This is a genomic window from Asticcacaulis sp. YBE204, from assembly GCF_000495855.1.
GTDB lineage: Bacteria > Pseudomonadota > Alphaproteobacteria > Caulobacterales > Caulobacteraceae > Asticcacaulis.
Window position 1 is genome coordinate 141,093 of record NZ_AWGF01000005.1, and the last position, 22,579, is coordinate 163,671.

Sequence of the window (22,579 nt, forward strand, 5' to 3'; positions counted from 1 at the left end):
TGGCCATATATATCGCGGTATGAGCGCTACTGCAAAAATATCATGTTTGCGAGAATTGGCCGAGGTGTCTGCAGGACACCCCATGCGCGGCGCTATTGACGATCTCCCGGCGGGAGAGGTTGCGCTCATTCAGATGCGCGACATAAGTGCTGAGTCCGGCGTCGATTGGCCGGGGGCAATCAAAGTGGTTCCTCCCGGCAAGCGCCTACCTGATTTCCTTCAATTGGGCGATGTCGTGTTTACGACGCGCGGTGTTCGCAATGTCGCTGCCGTAGTTGACGACGTACCCGGACCGGGCATTTGCGCGCCCAATCTGTTCGTAATCCGCCTTGCCAAGGGCGCCCCATGTCTGCCGGGATATTTAGCCTGGTACATGAACCAGCGACCCGCGCAGTCCTACTTGCAGCGCTCCGCGACGGGAAGCAGCATTTTGAATATCCGACGCGAGGTCGTCGAGATGCTTGCGGTTCCAATTCCGAGGCTTCAGGAGCAAGAGGCTATCATTGAATTGAGTAACGCGGCCCGAGTCGAGCGACGACTGCTGCATAATTTAATCAAGAATCGTGATCAACAATTAGAGGCTCTGGCTCTTGGCTTGGCCGGAAGTGCGGAGGCTGGACTATGAACGACAAGATTAAACAGGATCAGGTCAACAAGGCTGTGTGGGCAGCTTGCGATACCTTTAGAGGTACAGTGTCGCCGGACATCTACAAAGACTATGTCCTGACGATGCTCTTCCTGAAGTACATCTCCGATGTTTGGCAGGATCACTGGGACAGCTATAAAAAGCAGTATGGAGATACTCCTGATCTCATCGCTGAATTGATGAGCAATGAGCGCTTTGTACTTCCCGATTCCGCCAACTTCTATTCGCTTTATGATCACCGGCACGAGGCCGGCAACGGCGAGCGTATCGACAAGGCGCTCCATGCCATAGAAGACGCCAACGTCGGCAAACTTCGCGATGTTTTCCAGGATATCAGCTTCAATTCCAACAAGTTGGGCGAGGAAAGCCAAAAGAACGACCTCCTCCGGCACCTATTAGAGGACTTTTTCAAGCCCGAACTCAATATGCGTCCGTCGCGTATCGGTACTCTCGATATCATTGGTAACGCCTATGAGTATCTGATCAAGAATTTTGCCGCCGATGCCGGTCGCAAAGCCGGTGAGTTTTACACGCCCCCGGAAGTCTCGGAACTCATGGCTGAAATCATGGATATGGCCGAAGGTGAAGAGGCCTGCGACCCCACCTGTGGCTCCGGCTCTCTCCTTATGAAATGTGCGCGCCAGGTGCAGGCCAAGTACAATGGCTCGCGCAAATATGCGCTCTATGGGCAAGAATCCATCGGCAGCACCTGGGCGCTTGCCAAGATGAATATGTTTCTGCACGGCGAAGACAATCACCGCATTGAATGGGGTGACACCATTCGTAACCCCAAGCTAATGGATGGTGACGGACGGCTTAAGCATTTCGATGTTGCGGTCGCCAATCCGCCCTTCAGCCTCGATAAGTGGGGCGTGGATACGGCAGAGGCCGACAAATTCGGCCGGTTTAGGCGCGGGCTACCGCCGAAGACCAAGGGTGATTACGCGTTCATCCTGCACATGGTCGAAACGATGAAGCCAAAAACCGGCCGCATGGCGGTCGTGGCACCGCATGGTGTTTTGTTCCGCGGTTCAAGCGAGGGGCGTATCCGCCAGAAGCTGATCGAGGAAAACTTGCTCGATGCCGTCATCGGCCTACCGGAAAAGCTGTTTTACGGAACCGGCATTCCCGCTTGTATCATGATCCTGCGTAAGACGAAGAAGGACAAGAATGTCTTGTTCATCGACGCCAGCCGTGAATTCAAGTCGGGGAAGAACCAAAACCAACTCGACGAAAACCACATTGCCAAGATTGTTGGAACCTACCGCTCGCGTCAATCCGTCGAGAAATATGCTTACCTCGCCACGCCTGAAGAACTGGCGGCGAACGACTATAACCTCAACATCCCCCGCTACGTGGAGACGTTCGAAGAGGAAGCCGAGATCGACCTAATGGCGGTTCGTGCAGAGCGGCTGAAACTGAAAGCTGAACTGGCCGCGCTGGAAGACAAGATGGACGGTTATCTCAAAGAATTGGGTTACTAAATGGCCGGCGAGATCATTCTTTACCAGACCGAAGACGGTCAAACTCAAATTTCGCTTCAGGCGCGGGACGGCACTGTGTGGCTCTCTCAGGCCGACATGGCTGAACTTTTCCAGTCGACGAAACAGAGCGTCAGTCTGCACGTCAGGAACATATTTGAAGAAGGCGAACTCGATCCGAGGGCAACTGTCAAAGAAAACTTGACAGTTCAAACCGAGGGCAAACGGCAGGTTTCCCGCGCAATCCAACTCTATAGCCTTCCCATTATCCTGGCTGTCGGCTTCCGCGTGCGCAGTCCGCGCGGTACGCAGTTTCGCCGCTGGGCATCGGCCGCATTGTCTGAATATCTGGTCAAGGGCTTCGTCATGAACGACGACCAGCTCAAGAACCCAGACGCCGACTATTTCGAAGAGCTTCTCGCGCGAATTCGCGACATCCGCTCATCGGAAAAGCTTTTCTACAAAAAGGTGCTCGATATCTACGCGACCAGCGTGGATTACGATCCCCGGGATGAGGCAAGCCAGCAATTTTTCCAGACGGTGCAGAATAAGATGCACCATGCCGCGCACGGTCAAACGGCGGCGGAAACAAAGATGACGCGCGCCGACGCGGCGAAGCCCATGATGGGCCTCACAAGCTGGACGGGCGAAAAGCGCGGACAAATGCCGACTAAGGCAGATGCACAGGTCGCCAAAAACTATCTGGCGCCGGATGAGATGGGGATGCTCAACCGTATAACGGTGGCGTTTCTTGAGTTCGCCGAAAGCATGGCGAAAAACCGCAAGCCTATGCACATGGCGGACTGGATTTCGAAACTGGATGACTTCCTCAAGCTTGGCGACCATCCTCTCCTGTCTGGCGCCGGCAGGGTGACCGCCAAGGCTGCCGCAATCAAGGTCGAGGCTGAATATGAAGCTTGGCACATTCGCGCGATCAACGAACCCAGGCCAGTCGAGCAGCATTTCATTGAGGCGGTTAGTAAGGCCAAGGCCCTGGAAGCTTCGAAGCCACGGACTGCAAATGGGAAAGGCGCAGGGTCATGATTCCTGAGGGATGGAAACTACAGCAATTGCAGCACGTGGTACAAAAAGACCGTAAGATTTGCTACGGCATCGTTCAGCCGGGAGCGTTTGAAGAAGGTGGAATCCCTCTCATTCGCGGCAAAGATTATTCGTTTGGCTGGGCGCCAATCGAAGAATTTTTTCGAGTTTCAATAGAGATTGACCGCCCATATCGCCGCTCGAAAGTACGCCCAAAAGATTTGCTGCTTACTATCGTGGGAGCTGGAACCGGTAAGGTAGCAGCAGTCCCTGAATGGTTGGATGGCGCAAACATTACACAGACAACAGCCCGGATCGCCGTTGATCCAAGCAAAAATGATCCTGGCTACGTTCGGGCGTTGCTCGAAAGTCGATTCGGGCAAACGGCTGTTTATCGCGCTATCAAGGGCGGAGCTCAGCCTGGCTTGAATATCGCTGACATTGAAATTTTCGAATTTCCATACCCCCCACTCCCTGAGCAGCGCAGAATCGCCGAAATCCTATCCACTTGGGACCGGGCGATTGAGACAGTTGCAGCGTTGATCACCAATGCCCGCGGGCAGAAAAAAGCGTTGATGCAGTCGCTCCTGATCGGCAAGAAGCGCCTGCCTGGGTATTCGGGGGAGTGGCATAACGTTGCAATGAGTAATGTTGCCGTGGAGGTATCGGAAAGAGGCTTGGACCACGCTGATGTTCCGGTGCTGTCATGCTCTAAATATGACGGCATGGTTGAATCGCTGAGTTACTTTAATAAGAAGGTCTACAGTGATGATACTTCTAACTACAAAGTCATGCGGCGTGGCACTTTTGGCTTTCCCTCAAACCACGTTGAGGAAGGTTCTATCGGCTACCAGGACATTTGTGATGTCGGGATCGTCAGCCCCATCTATTGTGTGTTTCGGGCGACTGATAGAATTGAAGATAGGTTTCTCTACAAACTGCTGAAGACCGACCACTATCGCCAAATCTTTGCCGCTGCTACCAATGCGTCGGTCGATAGGCGCGGAAGCCTGCGGTGGAAGGAATTTGCCAAGATCAAAGTGCCGGTGCCGCCGCTCGACGAACAACGAGCGATCAGCAATCTAATCGACACTGCGGAACTGAAAGAGAAGGGGTTCAGCGCTCAGCTGACCGCTCTCCGCCAAGAAAAACAGGCACTGATGCAGCAGCTATTGACCGGCATGCGCCGCGTGAAGGTCGCGACGAAGGAGGCTGCCCGTGCTTAGCAAATTGGCGAAGCTCATGCTGACAGGAACATCCCTCGCGCCGGTGGCTCTGGTTTACGCCTGGGTGGTGTACACGGATGGCAAGTCGTTGGTGGCGCTGGCGTTGGTTGCCTTAGCCATTGTGCTCATTGTTATCATGGTTTCACTGCTGCGTTACTGTCGCAAACATTTGGAGCGCTCCAAATTCAAAGTGACATCAATTGAAGCGGCAGACCGGGAATATATCACCTTCATTTTGCTCTATCTTTCGCCGTTGTTCACGGCGCAATTTGGCGATCTCAACTGGCATATTCTTATTCCGACAATGATCATTTTTATACTCGTGATCAGTACTGGCTATGGCTACCATTTTAATCCGCTGCTGGGGTTGCTTGGGTGGCATTTCTACAAAGTGAACACCGATGAAGGTGTAGCCTACGTGCTTATAACCAAGATGGAATTACGCTCCGCTCGACAATGCCTGACTGTCGGGCAATTGACCGAATACATCGTCATTGATCTTTCAGATAACGGGAGGTCGGCATGACCCTTCTGGCCTATTGCAAAACTAACAACGGGAACGCGGTCAAACGTATCCCCATGACCAACCCGGTTCAGAATGGACTTGAAGCGCTCTTCCTTAATCAGGAAAACGCCTTCCGTGCCGGACGCCCAAACGAAGTGGCCTTTGACGGGGATTGGAACCCCGACGAAGATGAGCTTCTGACCCTCGTCGTTTCGCAGGAAGTTGCCAACATCATTGCCGTTGCGACTGGGAACGCATTGGCATTGCCGGTTATTGATACCGCACACTTTGAAGCGGAAAACATCAGGGCGTTGTTCACCGTGGCTGGTAACGATGGAGCGCAGCGACTGCTCGTACAGCGTTTTACTGGGATGCAGTTGCTCAATCGCAAGCGCGCTTTGCTGCTGCATGAAAACAATTTCCGTGAATTGACCGAGCCTGCCTTTACGTTGGGCGCCAGTTTGTGCTGCGTCGTTGAGAACGGTCTAATCAAATTCGACAGCTATCATAATCTGCGTGCCATTTTTGAACTAACCGAGTTTTATCAAGAGGCCACCGACGCAGACATCGATGCGATTGCAGCTCATGCTTCTATCAACATCGCCCACTTGGCTGCGTTCAAGGAAGAGGCGACGCAAACGCTGCGAAAGCTGATACACAAAGTCATGTATTCCGGTGTTCTGGATCAGCACACGTCGCAGGAAATTCAAACTAGGGCCGCCGCGACCGGGCTTGCTTTGGTTCTCGACAACGGCATTCTTCAAGTGCCTGAAGACAAGGCTCTGGCGCGTCAGTTTTTCCGGTTTCTGGATGATAGCCTCTATGAGGCACCGCTGAGTGGTCAGCGCTACGTCACCAATTCCAAGCGCGCAATTTAGGTGGGGAGCATGCTAACCCCCAATACTGCTGAACTCTACAGCGCGCATATACCTGCCTTGGCCACATTAGTTTCCCTGGGTTGGTCTTATATGTCGGCCGCCGATTGCCTCACTGCGCGCGGGGGCAATACGGGTGTCATTCTTCGCACGGTTCTGGTCGAGGAACTGCGTCGTCGTACCTTTGATTACAAGGGAAAAGCCTATCCGTTGTCGACCAACGCCATCGACCAGATTGTGCGCGACCTGTCAGCCCCGGCCCTCAACGAAGGCCTGCTGAAGGCCAATGAGAAACTTTACAACGCCCTGACGCTGGGCATCACCGTCACCGAATTCGTCGACGGCAAGAGACATAGCGTCACCGTGCCGATTATCGAATGGGGCAAGCGGACCAACAGCTTTATTGTGACCGAGGAGTTTGAGTGTCTCTCTGTCGCCGGCACCCATACGCGCCGGCCAGATATTGTCGGTTTCGTCAATGGCATCCCGCTACTGGTCATCGAAGCTAAGCGCCCCGACAGCGGAAATACCAACAAGCCTATGGTGGAAGAGGGCATCAGCCAAATGCTACGCAACCAGGGCCAAGAGGAGATTCCCAACCTCTTCGCCTATGCGCAACTCCTAATGTCCGTCGGCATGACTGACGGCCGCTACGCCACGACGCGGACGGAGCGAAAGTTCTGGTCGCAATGGCGTGAGGAAATCTTCACTGAGGATCATTTCGTCGCCATCAAGAACGACGCACTATCAATCGATCCGCGCGCGGAAATGCTCAAAAATCACGTGTCTGAGGTACGACACCATTTTCAGCATCTGTGGAGTGATGACCAAGCGGTCACCGCTCAGGACCGGCTGCTGATCAGTCTGTGCACGCCGGAGCGGCTGCTTGACTTCGTGCGCACCTATGTCCTGTTCGATAGAAAGGTCGGCAAGATCGTTGCGCGCCACCCCCAATATTTTGGCATCAAGGCCTTGTTGGCTCGCATCAAGGGTATACGGCCGGACGGCGGTCGTGACGGCGGCGTCATCTGGCATACAACAGGCTCCGGCAAGAGTTTCACGATGGTTCTGCTGTGCAAGGCGCTGCTGATCGACGACGATCTAAAGGCCTGCCGCATAATTGCCGTGACCGATAGGCGTGATCTTGAGAAACAATTAGCGGCCAACTTCGCGACCGGGGGCGCCTTTGGTTATGACAGCAAAGACGCGGCCGGGGCGAAGGCTCAATCGGGCCGGGATCTGGCAAAGCGCATAGGCCGGGGCACCGAGCGGATCATTTTCACCATCATCAACAAGTTTGCCGGCGCCGCAAAGCTGCCCGAGTGCCACAATGCGACCCCCGACATGATTGTCCTGGTTGACGAAGGCCACCGTAGCCAGGGCGGCGAAAATCATGAGCGCATGCGCAGCGCCCTGCCGAATGCCGCCTACGTGGCTTTTACCGGGACACCGCTGCTGAAGGACGACAAGACGGCCAACAAGTTCGGCCGTATCGTGCACGCTTATACCATGCAGGACGCCGTCGCCGATGGGACGGTAACGCCCCTCTTGTATGAAGAGCGTAAGCCGATCCTCAACGTCAACGAAAAGGCCATTGATAACTGGTTCGAGAAAATCACCGACGGCCTGTCGGAAAACCAGAAGAATGATCTCAAGAAAAAATTCGGCACCAAGGGGCCGGTTTATGGTTCCGATAATCGCATCGCACTGATCGCGCTGGATATCGCCACACACTTCAAGACCAATTTCAAAGACATGGACCTGGGCCTGAAGGGCCAATTGGCGACGGATGCAAAACGCTCCGCCATCCGGTACAAAAAGGCCCTAGACGCTACAGGCCTTGTCTCCAGCGCAATAGTCATCTCGCCGCCGGACACACGCGAAGGACATTCCGAAGTTGACGAAGCTGAACTGCCCGAAGTGCTTCAATGGTGGATGGACAACGTAAAAATCGAGCCAGAAGAGTACGAACGCCAGGTCATTGAAGACTTCGGGACGGAGGGCCGGCCGGACATTCTGATCGTCGTGGACAAGCTTCTGACGGGCTTTGATGAACCGCGAAACGCCGTTTTGTATATCGACAAAAAGCTAGAGCAGCACAACCTTATCCAAGCGATCGCACGGGTCAATCGACTGCACGAACAGAAGCCTTATGGACTGCTTATCGATTACCGGGGCATCCTGAAATCGCTGGATACCGCCCTGACAGAATACCAGAACCTGGCTGAAAAAACCCAGGGCGGGTTCGAAATTGACGACATCGAAAATCTGTATACCAATGTCAGCACGGAATATAAGCGCCTGCCGGCCTTGCATGCGGAGCTGTGGAGCCATTTTTCGTCGGTCAAGAACAGGTCCGACATCGAGCAATATCGGCGAGTCCTCGTCCCTCGGGTGGACGACCAGAGCGATGTGGATATCAACCAGAAGGCACGTGAAGACTTCTATGAGGCACTCACTGCTTTTGGCATGTGTCTGCGTATCGCACTTGGTTCGAGGTCCTTTTTCGAGGACGGCTCCGTTTCGGAGCAACAGATCGCGACCTACAAGCGCGACCTCAAATTTTTCACTAGTTTACGTAAGATAGTCAGACAAGACGCCCAGGAAACAGTCGATTTCACGACCTACGAAGATCAGATCCGCAAGCTAGTCGATCGCTACGTGATTGCCGAGGATGTTAAGGGTGTTGGCGGTGTCCTTATCGTCAATGACCTTGGCAAACAGACTCCACCGGAGAGCTGGACGCCTGAGAAGACACGGAATGAAACCGACATAATCCGTTCAAGGGTCCGCAAGACCATCGAACAGGCATTGGCGGACGATCCCTACGCACAGCTCTACTTCTCACAATTGTTGCAGCAGGCCATTGCCGAGGCTTCATCGCAGTTCGACCATCCCTATAAGCAATACATCCTGTTCAAGGACCTCGACGAGAAGCTGAAAACGAGGAAGGTGGAAGGACAGCCTTCAGCCCTTGAAAATCGCGGGCATGCCACTGCCTATTTTGGCGTGATGCGGTTGGAAGTCGGAGACGATGTAGTAATGGGAGATCAGCAAGGTGAGTATGTCACGGCGGCATTGGACATCGAAGGTGCTGTGCGCAATGCCGTGGCTGAAAATTCCCTAAACCCGCAAAATATCGAAACCGCGATACGGAAAACCATTTTGCCTCGCCTGTACGCGCTAACTGGGTTGGACCGTGCAAAGACCATTACGGATAGAGTCGTTGAGATCACGCGGGTTGGCATCGCGCGAGATCACGCCTCATGAAGGTAATGATCCGTTACGGCGACGAAATGGCTCATTGCGATGTCCTGGAGACCTCGTCCGTCACCGCCAAAATCCGCATTCATGTTTATCCGGATGGCGCCATTGAGATCGAAGCGCCGCCGGGCAAGTCGGCGGACGAAATACAGAAGGCAGCCCAGCAGCGGGCACGTTGGGTATTTAGGCATCTTAAATCCGCAGTTGCTTCCCGCGCCCTGTCTCTGCCTCGCGAGTATGTCAGCGGGGAGAGCCATTTCTACCTCGGACGCCGCTACAAGCTGATCATCAGTGCGGCGCCGATAGCGCAGTCCTCGGTCAAATTAACCCGTGGGCGGTTGGAGGTTGCGACCTATTCGAACGACCCTGCTGTGGTGCGAAATCGGCTACGACAGTGGTATCATGATCGGGCCGAGGACTATTTTGCACGGAAACTCGCGCACTGGACTTCGGTCTTACCCTGGGTGAACGCAAAGCCTCCACTGAAATTGATAACGATGGCGACCCAGTGGGGCAGTTGTTCGCCCCAGGGCGAGATTCATCTCAATCCGGCACTTATAAAGGCGCCGCGTCATTGCATTGACTACGTCATTATTCACGAAGCTTGTCACCTGCTGGAGCACAATCACAGCAAGCGTTTCTATGATCTTCTGGACCGGCACATGCCTGGTTGGCAAAGTGCAAAATCTGAATTGGATAGCCTTGCGGAAATGCTACTGGTTGAATGATAAGGACAAGTTTGCTCAGCCAATATTGATGACAGACGATTAGCAGACTGGGTCAGAAAGCCAAACTGAGTTGCTTTGAATTTAGGCTAGATTCCCGATTCCAAATCCATGAATCGAAATCCCGGCGAGGCACAGATAGCAAATCTGCCGCGTAGCAGAAAGTCCACTTAAGATAGTTGTAGTCTGTGCCTTCGATGCCTGCACGTTTTGCAAAGGTGCGAATATGCCGATCAACGGCAATGGATTCTATGCCAACGATGCATGCCATATAGTCTACAGTTTTGGGCCCGACACCATGAAGTTCTTGCAGGCACACGCAAAACTGATCTTCCAATAGCCGAACCCTCAAAGAATTCACATCTGAAATACCGGCGTCATGGACAAAATAAACCATTCGCTCAAACCGAGACGCTTTTAATGGGTGGCTCCAGTTCAGGAAGTCTGCGGTTTCACCCGCTTCGACGATTCCTGTGAGAGCATAAACAGTATCAGCGTTGGGAAAGCGCTCCAGAATTCGGTCGACGCGCGGACGAACAACTTTTGCGTAATTGAGGCCCGCTTGTAAAGTGCAGTCGGCCAGAACCGCCCCTATGTGGTCGCAATGGCCACGAACGCCGTAAGATCCGACCGACATGCCCTCTGAATTGACATAGTCAGCAATCCGTCTCGCACCGGCAAGAATGTCGATCGGATCGCTACCAGCGAAATTTGGGTTCATGTCAGTAATCCTGCTTGCCGCAGGGCTGCTAACCTTTCTACGCAATTTGGGCAAGCGCCGCATGGCAATTCACTCGCGGCCTGGCAAGAAAACGTCTTTCCTATCGGTACTCCCAGGCGCAGCGCTTCCTGCGTCACCTCGAATTTTGACCAATATCTAAACGGCGATACAAATCTTACAGGTCCGATCTCCTCTGAAAGTCCGTCGAGCTTGTTCATAAACTCGGCTGTGCAATCAATTTCCTTGGCGTGATTGCTATTTATGAAGCCTGTATAAACGCTCAATATCCCCAGTGTCTGTGCCCGTGCGGCCGCCGCTGCGTAGAAGAGAAGGGTGCGGTATGGAACATAAAGGTCATCATCAACTACTTTGTCTTCCCATAGATTGGCCTCTGCAATTAATCGGGAGCTCGATCCTCTGAATAGGTCTGAAATGGTGTTGCGTTCAGGCTTTTCGAAGTGAGACGGCAATACTTCACGAACCTTGGCCCACTCCGTCTCGACGCAATGTTGCCCGTAGTCAAAGAAAATGGGCAGGACATAGAATCCATCTTCAGCAAGCTTGTAGCCAACCGTAGTCGAATCTAACCCGCCGGATGCCAATAGTATTGCCGCCTTCATGACCGTCTATTCCGGATTGAAGATAGGCATTGAAATAATGCGTTTAGGCATTCATCTAAATCGGCAGAATACGTGTTGCTGCCGCATATTACCATTGTGTTATTGTTCTCTCTTCTCGGATCGAACGTAACAACTGGTTTGCCTAAAGCTATCGCCATTCCTATCTCGACAAGGGTTCCTGGGTCGCGCTGTAGAGGAATCGCAAAGACCAACGAACAATTATTGAGTAATTTGACGTCGTTGCGATAGAAGGATTGAAGCGTATGAGACGGAGTGTGTTGGTCCGCTTCGCCATTTTCTTGCACAGGGCGGCGCACCACAAAATTGTGGTATTGCAACGATGACAATGCCGCCTCAATTTCCGGCTTTTCTATGTATGAAAAATCTGGCGCAGCGAGGTAGATCTCAAATTGTGACCGCTCATGCCAAGGCAGAATTGTGCCACCAAGCGCGCGAACCTCGTCCGTGGATAGCATTAGTTCACGCTGAACATCTCGTCGTAAATCGTCGGGAAAAGTGGTCTGAGCGTACCGGGTTGCAACTTGCATCCCGCGCCACGCGGCGTCGACCGTGTTCTGACGACTGACAGCAGCAAAGACAGCGGTGTATACATCTCCCACGCCGACGGAGTTCACGGTGTTCCCAAGGACTGCTGGCAATTCCGTCACTGTGCCTGCGACAAGATCGAAAAGCCGACTTCCGCCACGATTCTCCTTCAGGAGGAGATGTTCGGCCCCGAGGCTTTTCGATGCCGCCAACAGTGGAGATAAATCGTCGGATGCGACGGATGCGAATAGCTCCGAGGATGTTGAGATTACGATCCGGGTGACACGACCGGCCAGCGCGTTCATTTTTTCGAGCGAGGCGATGTCATACGCAATGTCGATGGTGACCTTCGAGGTAGGATGGATTGCGTCTAAAACGGCGGTAAGGTCAAACGCGCCCGGAAAGATTACCAGGTCATTATATTGACCGGCCTGCGTTTTTATATCGAAAAGCTGCACTTTTTTGCGTTCGCGCAATATGTCTTCGTAGCCTTGATGACCGATTTCTCGGACATCACCGATCACTATGACATTTGGCGCTCCCTGGAGATCTCCGAGCCTAATGAACTCGTGGCATCCATGGTTTGCGAGATAACCTTCAGCCTCATCGACCAGATACTCGGGGCAAACGGTTGCAACCGCATATTTTATCCCGCAAGCCCACAAGCCACGAGCCGCGTGAACGATGCCGCCAAGCCGCATTTTCACCGGGCTACGGTCTGTCGCTAGAGAAAAGTCGACACAAATCTCGCCCACGATAAGTATAGTGTCTTCGAGCATGGCCTTAGACGGGCACGAAATCGGCGTCTACACGAGGGACCGGTGAAGTTGACGAACTGACCACGACGCCTGTGTATTGGATGCCATCACGTAGACAGCCAGCCAAGTAGTTAAACTTTGTAGGTAATGCACCGACGCTGACGCCGCTTGGATCGACAGCGATAATACGGCCCTTATGAGCCAGCGTTAAGGCTGTTCCTGGCGCCGGCACGCCACGGCTCTTTGAAAAGAAATCGTAGTGTGATACATCTTCCAGGCCAGCATGGAAAGCTTGGCGGCACAAGTCGTCACCGCTGCCGCCACCGGATGAGCCGCTTCCTTGTCCCTGCTTTTCTTTTCCAGAATAGTCGGAAAAGCTTCCAGAACCACTACTCCCCATAACAGCCCTCTTTGGTTTTATTATATTTGATTCGAACCTGAGATTGAACCGTGGCGAAGGAGTTTGCAATAGGCTCATTGACTTGGCCCGCTATATGATCCGCTCCTCCTTTCCTTGGAGGGGTGCCGAGGCCATGACGTAATTCAACTGCGTTCAGGGCCGGAGATGTGGAGGCAGAAGTTCACAGGTTTAAGGCGACGCGGACTGGAATCGGTTGAGCGGACAGTTTGGCCGAACTAGCTAGCAGGCTTTTGTTCAGAGAGAGCCAATGAAGCCAAGAATTAAACTTACCGCCCGAATGATATCCAATTTCTGTCAGCTGCGAGTGGCGCCGGTGCTGCCGCCTCGGGAAGTTGATATATTGCAAGCCTACATGATCCGGCTATTGAAGAGTGGCCGGCTTCCACCCGGGAAGCGCGGCGGCCTAGACCTGAAAATTGTTGCGGTAGAGTCTGGACTCGAAGAACGGGTTTTGCGCCAAGTGCGTGAACATCTTCTGCCACTGTTTGATAGGCTGGTTAGCGCAGTTCGAGCAAATTGCACTGACGACAAAGCGACCGAGGGCGAGCGAAGGGGCCGTCCCCCAATGTCGTTGAAAGAGGGGCCTGTCGCTCCTAAGAAACGGGCGCCTGCTTTGCCGACTACCGAAGGCGCTATTCGTCGAAGCGGCAGGAGGGCCAAACCAGTTATCGAATTTCCACAGCCAAAGTGGACGGAATGGAAAGACCCCGACAGTTTTACCAACGCCATGACGCTCCATATGAAGCGTCATGGCGACAGCGGTCGGCATTTATGTCGGGCCGTTTCGGACGCGGAAGCAACTTTAGATCCGCACACAATCCGGAAATGGTGCAGTGGCGAGGCTATTCCTCTGACAGTGCAAAGCTTCCAAATACTGCATCGCATCGAACGTCGCTATGGGCTTCCAAACTACTACTTCAAGGCTCGTGTACCAAGGCAGAACTTGGCAGCGCGGGGCCACGTCCTTGAGGACATCTCGCCCTCGGAACAACGCAGGTACGCCTGGCATTTGCCGGACGACTTCATTTTCCGACCAATTGAAGAGCAGGAAGAAATTCTAGCGTGGGTCAAACGAAATATCATCATGGGCTCGACGGAGTACCGCCGCTACCAAGCCGCAGCTGCCCGTCATCGATTTGGTTTGCGATTTCGTGGCATTCGGAGTGGCAGAAAGATTCCAGATTCAGCCCCAGAGGATGAAACTCAAAGCGACCGTGATGAGGAAGCCCTGGTCGGCAGTGTGAAGGCGCCGGCCAGACTGGAAGCTGAAATGAGCGAGCTCCTGCAATTCAAGACGTCTACTCTCACTGCGTTTGGACTTCAGCGAAACGGTGTTTGGGGTCGGGAAACCGCCGCGCAGAAAGTCGAGCACCTGGGTTTGATGTTTGGTGCATTGGTTGCCTCTAAGAGCGGTCCCGTGCGTGGTTATGGCGCGACTATGAAATCGCTGACCTTTGCTTTGCTTCTCTTTCCGGCCGTATGGGACTGGTACCTGCAATGGCGTGAAACGAGGCGAGGTTTCTATACCGCCTGGGAAGTTGATATGCTCGTCGTCGGTCTCTCATTGGTTCGCGAAGAAACCGGGTGGTTAAGGCAGAACCCCGAGCTAGGCGACCACCTATGTGTGTTGCCGGGCCTCGTGTCGCAGAAGGATATACTGGCCGCCAGGCGTGATTGGAACGCCGCCTGTGACATGATGTATCGCCATGGGCGCAATCGCATAAAGGAAATTCAACGCGTGGCTCGGGTTCATCGCGACCCGTTCGAGCCAATCTTACCCATTCTGGAGGCTGAAAGTCCGGTGGCCGAGTATCGGAAAATCACCGAAGAAATTTTGCGACTGATGCCCGATGAACAGCGCTATCCTAAGTCGGCAGCTGAGGCGGTCCGAGCCTATCTTATGCTACGGCTTGGCTTGCATCTCGGCCTGCGACAGAAAAACCTGCGAGAATTAATGGTCTGTCCGCGGCATCAAATGCCACGATCAGAGCGGCAGCTTGAGGACATGAAGCGCGGCGAAATTCGCTGGAGTGCTCGCGAAAATGGCTGGGAGGTAATGATCCCAGCCATCGCCTTCAAAAACGCAACGTCATCGTTTTTTGGTGCGAAGCCGTTTCGTTTGATGCTCCCCGATCTTGGCGGTCTATATGGTTGGATCGATGCCTACATCGACCGGCACCGGGCAACCTTGATTGGGCCATCGGTCGATCCTGGCACCTTTTTCGTAAAGACGGCGAAGAAGAGCAGCGCGGAAGCCGCATACAATCAAACCACCTTTTACGAGGCCTGGAGACTAACGATCCAGCGCTATGGGATTTACAATCCCTACACGCGACGAGGTGCCATCAAAGGCTTGTTGCCACATGGGCCTCACAACGTGCGGGACGTGCTGGCGACTCACATCCTGAAGCAGACCGGTTCATACGAACAGGCGAGCTACGCTATTCAGGACACGCCAGATATGGTCGCCCAACACTATGGCCGTTTCCTCCCCCAGGACAAATCTGCGCTCGCAGCCCAGATTTTGAACCGGGTGTGGGAGGCGGCATGACAGATGTTTGTCGGACGAGCGCTCTACCCATGTACAGTCCAGGAGCGCACTAATGGTCGCGGCGATTTCATGACTTGCTGCGCGCGACCATTCCCGATAACTCGCAATCTTTCCTAACCGGCCAGCTAAGTGACGGGAAAAACCGTTCCCCGTCACTTAGCTGAGTGGGCTGGATTAACTGCCTGACGAATGATTGGCGTGACATTCAGTGTAGATCCAGGGCGATGCTCCGAAAGGGGCAATTTTCAAATTGAACGTCTAGCCGTTTCAGGCCCAAAAAGTTGAAATCCATTCTACCCCTTCCAAGTGGCTATTCTGTCACGTGGGCGGAACAGATCGGGAATAACTTGACACGTCACCCCGGTTTGCGCCATCAACGGGGAAGATCAGGTGCCTGGCGGCTGGCGCAAAGCGTTGTATTTCCAGCCTTAAACAATGACCGAGCGTAACAGGTAATGTACGCGAACAGGTCTGTTTTTATTACACACCTTACGCCCTGTCGCCGATGCTCTAGTTTTTACTGCACTTCGTCTACGTCAATTGCCTCCCGGCTGAATGGCCCAGGAGAGCAACGGAGGCGGACTACTCCTGACAGTCGGTCTCCCCTCGCGTCAAAATTCTCGATAGGCCTGGTGGGTCAATTTTTTCAATCACTTTACTGAAAATCCGACCTTTTCAACAATATCCGCGCAATTCAGCCGTTGCCCCCGCTGAGCGCGTTCTTTGGAAAACCGGCGGCCAGATGATCAATCAGTTTGCGCACGGCCGGTGGCAGCCCACGCCGGGTTGTAAAGAGCAGGTGAACAATGCCTTGGCGGCCGCGCCATGTCGGCAGGACGCGGACCAGACTGCCATCTTGCAACGCTTCGTGGCAGACATGATCTGGCAAGAAGGCGACGCCCATGCCTGCTATCGCCGCGGACCGCAGTGCCCCGAAATCTGCGCAGCCCATTCGCGCGGAATGTCGGATGAGTTTTGTTCGACCGTCGTCCGTTTCAAGCGGCCAGTCGGTTTCGTCCTGATCATCACTGGATACGAGGAGGGGATAGGCCGTTAGCTGCTCGATCTCGGTAATCCGGCCTGCCAAGTGTGGGGCGGCTACAAGAATACGCGTTGATTGGCCGAGTGTCCGCATAGTGAGCGAAGCATCGCTGTCGAGTGACAACCTGACCCGTAACGCCAGATCGATGCGCTCCGCAATCAGATCAACCGCCCGATCCGTGGCGATGAGCTGAAGGCGAACCTTGGGGTAGCGATCCAGGAAGCCGGCCACGTGCGAGGAGATGGTTTCGACCAGTCCGGTCGGGCAACTGAAACGGATGAGTCCATGCGGCTCAGTCTGGGCCTCCGCGACAAGCGCCTCAGCCTGTTCCGCCTCATTCTGCATGGCGCGACAGCGCTGATAGAAAACCTGACCCACATCCGTCACGCGAAACCTGCGGCTGGAGCGCTCGATCAGACGCACGCCCAGCCTTTCTTCCAGCGCAGCGATCCGCCGGCTGAGTTTCGACTTCGGCTCGCGCAAGGCTCGCCCGGCAGCGGCAAAGCCGCCGTGAGTGACTACTTCGGCGAAATAAGCCAGATCATTCAGATCGCTGCGCAATATCGTTCTCTATATGGAACGATAAGTAGCATATTTGCAGACTACAGCCAGTATCGTTCTGAAATTATCTTCTTCCTGTCAGTGGCGATCAGGCCGGCAAACATGGAGACAAGACAATGGCACATGCATTCGAAAACAAGGTTGTGGTCGTAACCGGCGGCACCAGCGGGATCGGCCTGGCGACAGCAAAGGCATTCGTGGAGGCCGGCGCATTCGTCTTTATCACCGGCCGTCGCCAGGAAGCGCTCGATGCTGCGGTCAAGTCGATCGGTGGCCGGATTACCGGCGTACGCGGCGACATGGCCAAGCTCGCGGATATCAACCGCCTGTACGATGCCGTCCAACAGCAGCACAGCCATATCGACGTGGTTTTCGCCAACGCCGGCGGTGGAGAGTTTTCGGCTCTGGGCGCGATTACTGAAGAGCACTATCAGAAAACGTTCGACACCAATGTTAAGGGCGTCATGTTCACGGTCCAGAAGGCTCTGCCGCTTCTGCGGGATGGAGGCGCAATCGTGCTTACCTCGTCGACCACCAGCATTTCCGGAACGCCGGCCTTCAGTGTCTATTCCGCGACAAAGGCCGCTATTCGCAGCTTCGCCCGCAACTGGATACTGGACCTGAAGGACCGCCAAATCCGGGTCAATGCAATTAGCCCGGGCGTGACGGATACCGCTGGCCTTAACGACCTGTTCGGCGGCGGTGACCAGGCAGAAGGCACAAAGGCCTATCTGGCTGGGTTGATCCCCGCCGGCAGGGTTGGTCGTCCTGAAGAGATTGCCAAGGCGGTTCTATTCCTGGCATCCGACGACGCCAGCTTCGTCAACGGTGTCGAATTGTTCGTTGATGGCGGACAGGCGCAAATCTAGGCATGAGGCGTCCGGTTCGCCGGGCGCCTTTGTCGTCTTCCGACAAGTGGCCTGCTGACCTCCGGCCGTGCCGTTCGGGACGTGTGTACCTTGCGCAGTCACAAAGTGAGTTCTCCACTCCGCGACTGCCGAAGAGAATTTTGCGGTTTTAAGCTTATAATGCGGCCCTGCATTAGCAGGTTCGGCGGTATCCGCGTTCCAAGCGAACGCAACTTAAAAATAAGAATTATCATCGGGTGATAGCCGGATGATAACTTTCTGATTTTGCACAGACGCTCGTACGTTGTCTCAATGCGCACGAAATCTGCCATTTTCTATTTATTAAATACTATCGCGAATCTTGGCCCCGCCGCTTGGAAGCCAGTTGCGATGACGATGAGTGTTGAGGCGGTCGGCGTAGGGCTGGGTGTGTTTTCACCTTTTCTGCTCAAGCTCCTGATCGATGGCTTTGACAATGGCGAGAGGGATATTGCCCTATGGTTGGTCGTAGGGTTTGTATGCACATGGGTAGGCGCCGCGCTCGCGTCCAATCTGCGCAGCGTCTATTCATCAAAGGTCACGGACCTACTTTGCCAGACTCTGATTCAACGCGCGCTTCGCGCACAACTTTATGAACTGAGCCGCCCGGGAGGCGGCGATAGCGCGCAAGTTATCGCTGATATCGAACGCTTGCCGACGAGCCTGCAGACGGTGATGGACGGTGTGCTATGGCGGGTCGTGCCGCTTCTGCTTCAAGTCGGATTCAGCCTAATCCTCGTTTCACATGTGATTACATCATCATATGCTTTTGTTCTGGCCAGCACGCTGATCGGATATTTTGCGGTAACCCGGATAACGGCCACATGGCATGTCGCGGCGGTAGGAGCGATGTGTCATGCCCAAGCCTCAGCCTCAGGATTGATCGCAGACCTATTACGCAATTCGCGCCGCATCGCTTTCAATGGAATGGTCGAACCCGAGACGACGGCTGCGCTAAATCGACTATCTGCCAGACGTCGGGCGACTGAGCGAATGAATTGGTCTCTGGTCCGACTGTATGGGATGCAGTTCGTGGTACTCGGCGCAGGACTCCTGACCTTGCTCAGTTGGGGCGCAGGCGATGTCCTGGCTCATCGCATAACGGCAGGCGATTTCATAATGTTGCATACCTATGCCCTACGGCTGGTCATGCCGTTGAGCGGCTTAGGTTACACGCTGAATCAGGCTGGCGTAGCGCTGACCAACATAGGGCGTGTCAAGGAATTGGGACGGACAGGTGACATCCAGCCTGTGGCACCAGCCCCGCCGACTGGGCCAGCCCGGATCACACTGCGAAACCTGTCGGCTGGATATGCCGACGGCCGTCCTATCCTCAAAAACCTCAATCTCGACATCGAGCCCGGCGCATTCGTCGCGATTGTGGGCGCTAACGGATCGGGAAAATCGACTTTGGCGCAGGTCATTGCCGGGATCATTGAGCCGCAGTCAGGCCGTGTTGAAATCGACGGGCAAGTGTTGGCCGATATTCCTTATCCCTGGCGCCATCAATACGCGATGTACGTTCCGCAGCGGTCTGAACTTCTCAACCGATCCTTAGCTGAGAATGGGCTTTACCCACCCAGCCAGCAAACACTTGATTATCTCAGCGATCTGCTAAAAGCATGGCGGTTCATGGACAAGACCGGACCGCTGGATCTCTCCGTCGAAGTTGGCGAGCAAGGTACGACGCTTTCGGGCGGACAGGTACAGAAGCTCGAATTGGCGCGACTGACCGGTATCCCCGCGCCGGTGCTTATTCTTGATGAGGCTACATCCGCGCTTGATGCTCAAAGTGAGGAAAAAGTCCTTTTGTTATTGAAATCAGAGACTTTTGAGCACTCGACAAAATTTTTCATTACGCACAAACCAGAGGTCGCGAAATCAGCGGACCAAATAATCTTCATTGAAGAAGGCACAATTTCAGCTATTGGTACCCATTTTGACCTTTGCAAGAGACATCCATCATACCGTCGGCATTGGCAGCAGTGATCTCATAGCCATGTCACATCTTGAGCGCTCTCATTTCCCGGCATTTTCCGTCGACGCGATTCAGTGTTTTTCATCTTCACTGGGCCATCTAAAAACATGGCCGGAGCACCAATTGTAGAAAACAGCTCGCCGACTTGTACTCCCAATGCTGATGATACGACATATAACAAGATGGCCGTCGGATTGCGTCTGCCGTTTTCTAGACCGCTAATATAAGCTTGATCAACCCAACCGCAAGATTTGGCCAATTCGGATTGGGACATCTTCATCTTAATTCGCAAGCGAGCGACATTCCAACCAACAAGTGCTTGAACGTTCATTAAATATATTCAATCGATTGTGGTTTTATTTTTCAAATACTTGGCGGTTAATGCGCGAATTTCGTCGCCAGACCAAGTTTTCCCTTTCGCGGCAGAGATTACTTCGTTCGGCACTCCTTCTACATCGAATAACTGTGGAACGGTGATGGAAAGCGCTGTTGCGGCCCCTTCCAAAGTTTTGAACGTAGGATTGCCCTCACCGCATTCAAGTTCGCTAACAGTAGGCTGATCGGCGATCTCAGCCGCCGCGGCAAACTTTTCTTGGGATAGCTTTAGCGCAATCCTACCTCTTCTCACATTCCAGCCGAGTATAAGACGAAAATTCATTCGCACATGATGCGAATGAGTAAGCGCAACTCTATGGGTTATAACCTATAATTGGGTGAGGGCCTTATTCAGTTGAATCCATTCTACTCGACGGTCGTTGAGTGGGAGTGTTTAGAACCGCTGGAGGGACCCCATCTGCGGTGACAAGTTCCGGCAACGAAACGCCGAAAACACGCGACAAAGCATACAGAATTTGCAGAGTAGGGTTCCCTTTGCCGTTCTCCAGCTCACTGATGTAGCCTTGCGTCACTTCACCTAATCGAGAGGAGAGTTCGTCTTGCGACAGCCCTCTGGCCAATCGCAATTGCTTCACCCTCCACCCAACGAGAAGAAAAACATTCATCCGTCCTAGGATGACGATACGCTCGCATGCATCTATAGGTTAAAACCTATAATCGTGTTGCGTTGATATGTATTTAAGTACATACTTTGACTTTCGCGCACGAGTTAAAACTTCACTCATCTGGAACGTGTCAACATGACCTGGCTTCGCGACGTCGATCACTGGCTCTGCAATCAGGTCATGCCCTATGAGCGCGTGTATCTGACCGTGGCTTCGCGACTGACGAACAATCGCGAAGTAGCCTATGATATCGTGCAAGACGCCTATGCCGAAGTCTTAGGCGGGGAGGGGTGGCGCGCTGCACGTAATCCCAAAGCCTTTGTGACGCGCATCGTCTATTGTCGGTCCCTCGACTGGGTAAAACGGCAGCGTATCGTGCCGATGCAGGCCTTTCCCGATTATGAGACGCTGGTCTTTGCCGATCTCGGCCCTGACCCGTTCCAGCGGCTGTCGGGTAAAGAGGAATTGGCGGCGGTCATGGCGGCGTTGGCCAAGCTGCCGCGCCGGTGCCGTGAGGTGGTAACCCTGCGTCGCATTCAGGACATGGCTCCGCGCGACATCGCCGCTCATCTCGGCATTACGGTCACGACTGTCGAACGTCACCTGACGCGCGGCCTCGCTATGCTGACCCGCGACCTGCGCGATATGATCCCACCCGCCGACAAAGCTGAGGTTGAATCGCCATCGTCCGTTATACACGCCGAATAGACGCCTCCTGACAATCGCATTATAAATGACTGCGGCGAAACAGCCGCGGCAAGGGAGAAGGTTTAGCGGGTGGCGGGCGAAGGACAACCATCGTGGCAGGAGCTTCAGGACGAGGCGGCCGAGTGGCTGGCGCGTATGGATTCCGGGTCTGTGGACAAAGCGGCATTTGAGGCCTGGCGCGCCGCCGATCCGCGTCGGGCGGTGGCCTTTGCCCAGATCGTCTCGACGACTCAGATGCTTGACCGCACGAAGCCGGCCCTGAAGCCGAAGCTGGATAAGCCGCCGGCACGTGGACTACGAAATCTTCTCTTGGGCGGGGGCGGCGTCCTGGCGGTGGCGGGTGTCGCCGGCGTCTCGCTCTTTGCGGTACAATCCGCGAAAGCTTCGGCGACCACAGCGGTGGGGGGGCGGAAAACCGTTTCATTGCCTGACGACATCATTCTGGACCTGAATACCGATACCCATGTTGAATGGCGCAAAAGCGCGACCGTCGAAATAACGCTGCGACGCGGCGAGATTTCGGTTCGGGTTCCGGCGACCGTCCAGGAATGCCTGCTCATCGCGCCGAACAGCGCGGTGTCAATGGCTTCGGGCGAGGTGAACGCCCGCCTTCGCGGCGAGGTCTTAGATCTTTCTGTCATTAAAGGCCGTTGCACGGTTAGGTCGCGCCGCGCGTCTGGTCTGAGCGCGCGACAAACCGAGGTGAAGGCGGGGGAGGCGGCGCTCGCCAACGACCGACAACAAAGGGTTCGCGCCCTTCCCGATACGGCCATCGATCAGGTGACGGCGTGGAAATCGAACGAACTGGTCTTCCACGGACAGACGCTTGAGGCCGCCGTCAACGAATATAATCGCTATCTCGACCGCAAGATGTCCATCGCCGACCCGTCTCTTTCCGGTCTGAGTCTGGGGGGACGATTTACGACCCGTGATCCCAAAGCGTTTTTGGCGGCGCTAAAGGATGGCTTTGGGGTGGTCGCGCTCGATGACGGCAAGGGCACTGTGGTACTGACCAAATAATT

At 54.2% G+C, this 22,579-nt stretch carries 21 protein-coding genes; 13 read left to right on the top strand and 8 right to left on the bottom strand.

Features of this window, described 5'->3' with window-relative positions; genetic code table 11:
* Positions 1–82: 82 nt before the first annotated feature.
* From AEYBE204_RS30190 to AEYBE204_RS30220, 8 genes are read left to right on the top strand one after another with little or no spacing between them, the layout of a single operon-like run.
* Complete coding sequence (locus AEYBE204_RS30190; RefSeq protein WP_023462249.1) at positions 83–625, top strand: restriction endonuclease subunit S; 543 nt, start codon at positions 83–85, stop codon at positions 623–625.
* On the top strand, positions 622–2,130 hold the full coding sequence (locus AEYBE204_RS30195; protein ID WP_023462250.1) for a type I restriction-modification system subunit M: 1,509 nt from the start codon (positions 622–624) through the stop codon (positions 2,128–2,130). The genes AEYBE204_RS30190 and AEYBE204_RS30195 overlap by 4 nt, the downstream gene beginning before the upstream one ends.
* Positions 2,131–3,171: a virulence RhuM family protein gene (locus tag AEYBE204_RS30200; RefSeq protein WP_023462251.1), complete on the top strand. Its 1,041-nt coding sequence runs from the start codon at positions 2,131–2,133 to the stop codon at positions 3,169–3,171.
* Positions 3,168–4,394, top strand: coding sequence for a restriction endonuclease subunit S (locus tag AEYBE204_RS0120270; protein WP_023462252.1), 1,227 nt, complete (start codon positions 3,168–3,170; stop codon positions 4,392–4,394). Before AEYBE204_RS30200 ends, AEYBE204_RS0120270 begins: the two co-directional genes overlap by 4 nt.
* Positions 4,387–4,920: a hypothetical protein gene (locus AEYBE204_RS30205; RefSeq protein WP_023462253.1), complete on the top strand. Its 534-nt coding sequence runs from the start codon at positions 4,387–4,389 to the stop codon at positions 4,918–4,920. The genes AEYBE204_RS0120270 and AEYBE204_RS30205 overlap by 8 nt, the downstream gene beginning before the upstream one ends.
* Positions 4,917–5,777 carry a DUF4868 domain-containing protein gene (locus AEYBE204_RS30210; protein WP_023462254.1) on the top strand — a complete coding sequence of 287 codons (861 nt, stop codon included), beginning with the start codon at positions 4,917–4,919 and terminating at the stop codon, positions 5,775–5,777. Before AEYBE204_RS30205 ends, AEYBE204_RS30210 begins: the two co-directional genes overlap by 4 nt.
* Positions 5,778–5,786: 9 nt before the next feature.
* Positions 5,787–9,044, top strand: a complete 3,258-nt coding sequence (locus AEYBE204_RS30215) for a type I restriction endonuclease subunit R (protein WP_031230528.1) — start codon at positions 5,787–5,789, stop codon at positions 9,042–9,044.
* Complete coding sequence (locus AEYBE204_RS30220) at positions 9,041–9,766, top strand: M48 family metallopeptidase (protein WP_023462256.1); 726 nt, start codon at positions 9,041–9,043, stop codon at positions 9,764–9,766. The genes AEYBE204_RS30215 and AEYBE204_RS30220 overlap by 4 nt, the downstream gene beginning before the upstream one ends.
* A 52-nt stretch (positions 9,767–9,818) precedes the next feature.
* On the opposite strand, the gene AEYBE204_RS30225 is transcribed toward AEYBE204_RS30220, so the two are convergent.
* Genes AEYBE204_RS30225 through AEYBE204_RS39950 form a run of 4 tightly spaced genes read right to left on the bottom strand, consistent with a single transcriptional unit; the run spans position 9,819 to position 12,808 of the window.
* Positions 9,819–10,484: a hypothetical protein gene (locus AEYBE204_RS30225; RefSeq protein WP_023462257.1), complete on the bottom strand. Its 666-nt coding sequence runs from the start codon at positions 10,482–10,484 to the stop codon at positions 9,819–9,821.
* Entirely contained in the window at positions 10,481–11,104 is a 624-nt protein-coding gene (locus tag AEYBE204_RS30230) for a 7-cyano-7-deazaguanine synthase (RefSeq protein WP_023462258.1), read from the bottom strand. The genes AEYBE204_RS30225 and AEYBE204_RS30230 overlap by 4 nt, the downstream gene beginning before the upstream one ends.
* Positions 11,101–12,429, bottom strand: a complete 1,329-nt coding sequence (locus AEYBE204_RS30235) for a nucleoside 2-deoxyribosyltransferase (protein WP_023462259.1) — start codon at positions 12,427–12,429, stop codon at positions 11,101–11,103. Before AEYBE204_RS30235 ends, AEYBE204_RS30230 begins: the two co-directional genes overlap by 4 nt.
* Positions 12,430–12,433: 4 nt before the next feature.
* Positions 12,434–12,808, bottom strand: coding sequence for a hypothetical protein (locus AEYBE204_RS39950; protein ID WP_155908349.1), 375 nt, complete (start codon positions 12,806–12,808; stop codon positions 12,434–12,436).
* A 586-nt stretch (positions 12,809–13,394) separates the two neighbouring features.
* Between AEYBE204_RS39950 and AEYBE204_RS40855 the strand changes: the two genes are divergently transcribed.
* The gene (locus AEYBE204_RS40855; protein ID WP_023462260.1) at positions 13,395–15,380 is read left to right on the top strand and encodes a hypothetical protein; all 1,986 of its coding nucleotides are present in this window, start codon (positions 13,395–13,397) and stop codon (positions 15,378–15,380) included.
* Between the two features lie 694 nt (positions 15,381–16,074).
* On the opposite strand, the gene AEYBE204_RS30245 is transcribed toward AEYBE204_RS40855, so the two are convergent.
* Entirely contained in the window at positions 16,075–16,983 is a 909-nt protein-coding gene (locus tag AEYBE204_RS30245; protein WP_023462261.1) for a LysR family transcriptional regulator, read from the bottom strand.
* 116 nt (positions 16,984–17,099) lie between these two features.
* On the opposite strand from AEYBE204_RS30245, the gene AEYBE204_RS30250 reads away from it, so the two are divergent.
* A complete protein-coding gene (locus AEYBE204_RS30250; protein ID WP_023462262.1) occupies positions 17,100–17,852 on the top strand; it encodes an SDR family NAD(P)-dependent oxidoreductase in 753 nt (250 codons plus the stop codon).
* A 291-nt stretch (positions 17,853–18,143) separates the two neighbouring features.
* On the top strand, positions 18,144–19,859 hold the full coding sequence (locus AEYBE204_RS30255) for an ABC transporter ATP-binding protein (protein WP_052019406.1): 1,716 nt from the start codon (positions 18,144–18,146) through the stop codon (positions 19,857–19,859).
* A gap of 2 nt (positions 19,860–19,861) precedes the next feature.
* On the opposite strand, the gene AEYBE204_RS39955 is transcribed toward AEYBE204_RS30255, so the two are convergent.
* From AEYBE204_RS39955 to AEYBE204_RS41085, 3 genes are all read right to left on the bottom strand, one after another.
* Positions 19,862–20,179 carry a helix-turn-helix domain-containing protein gene (locus tag AEYBE204_RS39955; protein WP_081724646.1) on the bottom strand — a complete coding sequence of 106 codons (318 nt, stop codon included), beginning with the start codon at positions 20,177–20,179 and terminating at the stop codon, positions 19,862–19,864.
* A gap of 9 nt (positions 20,180–20,188) precedes the next feature.
* A complete protein-coding gene (locus tag AEYBE204_RS40315; protein WP_155908351.1) occupies positions 20,189–20,506 on the bottom strand; it encodes a helix-turn-helix domain-containing protein in 318 nt (105 codons plus the stop codon).
* Between the two features lie 64 nt (positions 20,507–20,570).
* Positions 20,571–20,849, bottom strand: coding sequence for a helix-turn-helix transcriptional regulator (locus AEYBE204_RS41085; protein ID WP_035441951.1), 279 nt, complete (start codon positions 20,847–20,849; stop codon positions 20,571–20,573).
* A 135-nt stretch (positions 20,850–20,984) separates the two neighbouring features.
* On the opposite strand from AEYBE204_RS41085, the gene AEYBE204_RS30265 reads away from it, so the two are divergent.
* Positions 20,985–21,557, top strand: a complete 573-nt coding sequence (locus AEYBE204_RS30265) for an RNA polymerase sigma factor (protein ID WP_023462264.1) — start codon at positions 20,985–20,987, stop codon at positions 21,555–21,557.
* A 69-nt stretch (positions 21,558–21,626) separates the two neighbouring features.
* Positions 21,627–22,577: a DUF4880 domain-containing protein gene (locus tag AEYBE204_RS30270; RefSeq protein ID WP_023462265.1), complete on the top strand. Its 951-nt coding sequence runs from the start codon at positions 21,627–21,629 to the stop codon at positions 22,575–22,577.
* Positions 22,578–22,579 lie beyond the last annotated feature (2 nt).

What these genes read in the sequence shown, in the direction of transcription:
- AEYBE204_RS30250 (WP_023462262.1), top strand. Translation starts at nt 17,100, where the DNA reads ATGGCACATGCATTCGAAAACAAGGTTGTGGTCGTAACCGGCGGCACC.
- AEYBE204_RS30235 (WP_023462259.1), bottom strand. Translation starts at nt 12,429, where the DNA reads ATGCTCGAAGACACTATACTTATCGTGGGCGAGATTTGTGTCGACTTT.
- AEYBE204_RS39955 (WP_081724646.1), bottom strand. Translation starts at nt 20,179, where the DNA reads ATGAACGTTCAAGCACTTGTTGGTTGGAATGTCGCTCGCTTGCGAATT.
- AEYBE204_RS30265 (WP_023462264.1), top strand. Translation starts at nt 20,985, where the DNA reads ATGACCTGGCTTCGCGACGTCGATCACTGGCTCTGCAATCAGGTCATG.
- AEYBE204_RS30225 (WP_023462257.1), bottom strand. Translation starts at nt 10,484, where the DNA reads ATGAACCCAAATTTCGCTGGTAGCGATCCGATCGACATTCTTGCCGGT.
- AEYBE204_RS30220 (WP_023462256.1), top strand. Translation starts at nt 9,041, where the DNA reads ATGAAGGTAATGATCCGTTACGGCGACGAAATGGCTCATTGCGATGTC.
- AEYBE204_RS30230 (WP_023462258.1), bottom strand. Translation starts at nt 11,104, where the DNA reads ATGAAGGCGGCAATACTATTGGCATCCGGCGGGTTAGATTCGACTACG.
- AEYBE204_RS41085 (WP_035441951.1), bottom strand. Translation starts at nt 20,849, where the DNA reads ATGAATGTTTTTCTTCTCGTTGGGTGGAGGGTGAAGCAATTGCGATTG.
- AEYBE204_RS30210 (WP_023462254.1), top strand. Translation starts at nt 4,917, where the DNA reads ATGACCCTTCTGGCCTATTGCAAAACTAACAACGGGAACGCGGTCAAA.
- AEYBE204_RS30255 (WP_052019406.1), top strand. Translation starts at nt 18,144, where the DNA reads ATGCGCACGAAATCTGCCATTTTCTATTTATTAAATACTATCGCGAAT.
- AEYBE204_RS30195 (WP_023462250.1), top strand. Translation starts at nt 622, where the DNA reads ATGAACGACAAGATTAAACAGGATCAGGTCAACAAGGCTGTGTGGGCA.
- AEYBE204_RS40315 (WP_155908351.1), bottom strand. Translation starts at nt 20,506, where the DNA reads ATGAATTTTCGTCTTATACTCGGCTGGAATGTGAGAAGAGGTAGGATT.
- AEYBE204_RS0120270 (WP_023462252.1), top strand. Translation starts at nt 3,168, where the DNA reads ATGATTCCTGAGGGATGGAAACTACAGCAATTGCAGCACGTGGTACAA.
- AEYBE204_RS40855 (WP_023462260.1), top strand. Translation starts at nt 13,395, where the DNA reads ATGTCGTTGAAAGAGGGGCCTGTCGCTCCTAAGAAACGGGCGCCTGCT.
- AEYBE204_RS30190 (WP_023462249.1), top strand. Translation starts at nt 83, where the DNA reads ATGCGCGGCGCTATTGACGATCTCCCGGCGGGAGAGGTTGCGCTCATT.
- AEYBE204_RS30200 (WP_023462251.1), top strand. Translation starts at nt 2,131, where the DNA reads ATGGCCGGCGAGATCATTCTTTACCAGACCGAAGACGGTCAAACTCAA.
- AEYBE204_RS39950 (WP_155908349.1), bottom strand. Translation starts at nt 12,808, where the DNA reads ATGGGGAGTAGTGGTTCTGGAAGCTTTTCCGACTATTCTGGAAAAGAA.
- AEYBE204_RS30215 (WP_031230528.1), top strand. Translation starts at nt 5,787, where the DNA reads ATGCTAACCCCCAATACTGCTGAACTCTACAGCGCGCATATACCTGCC.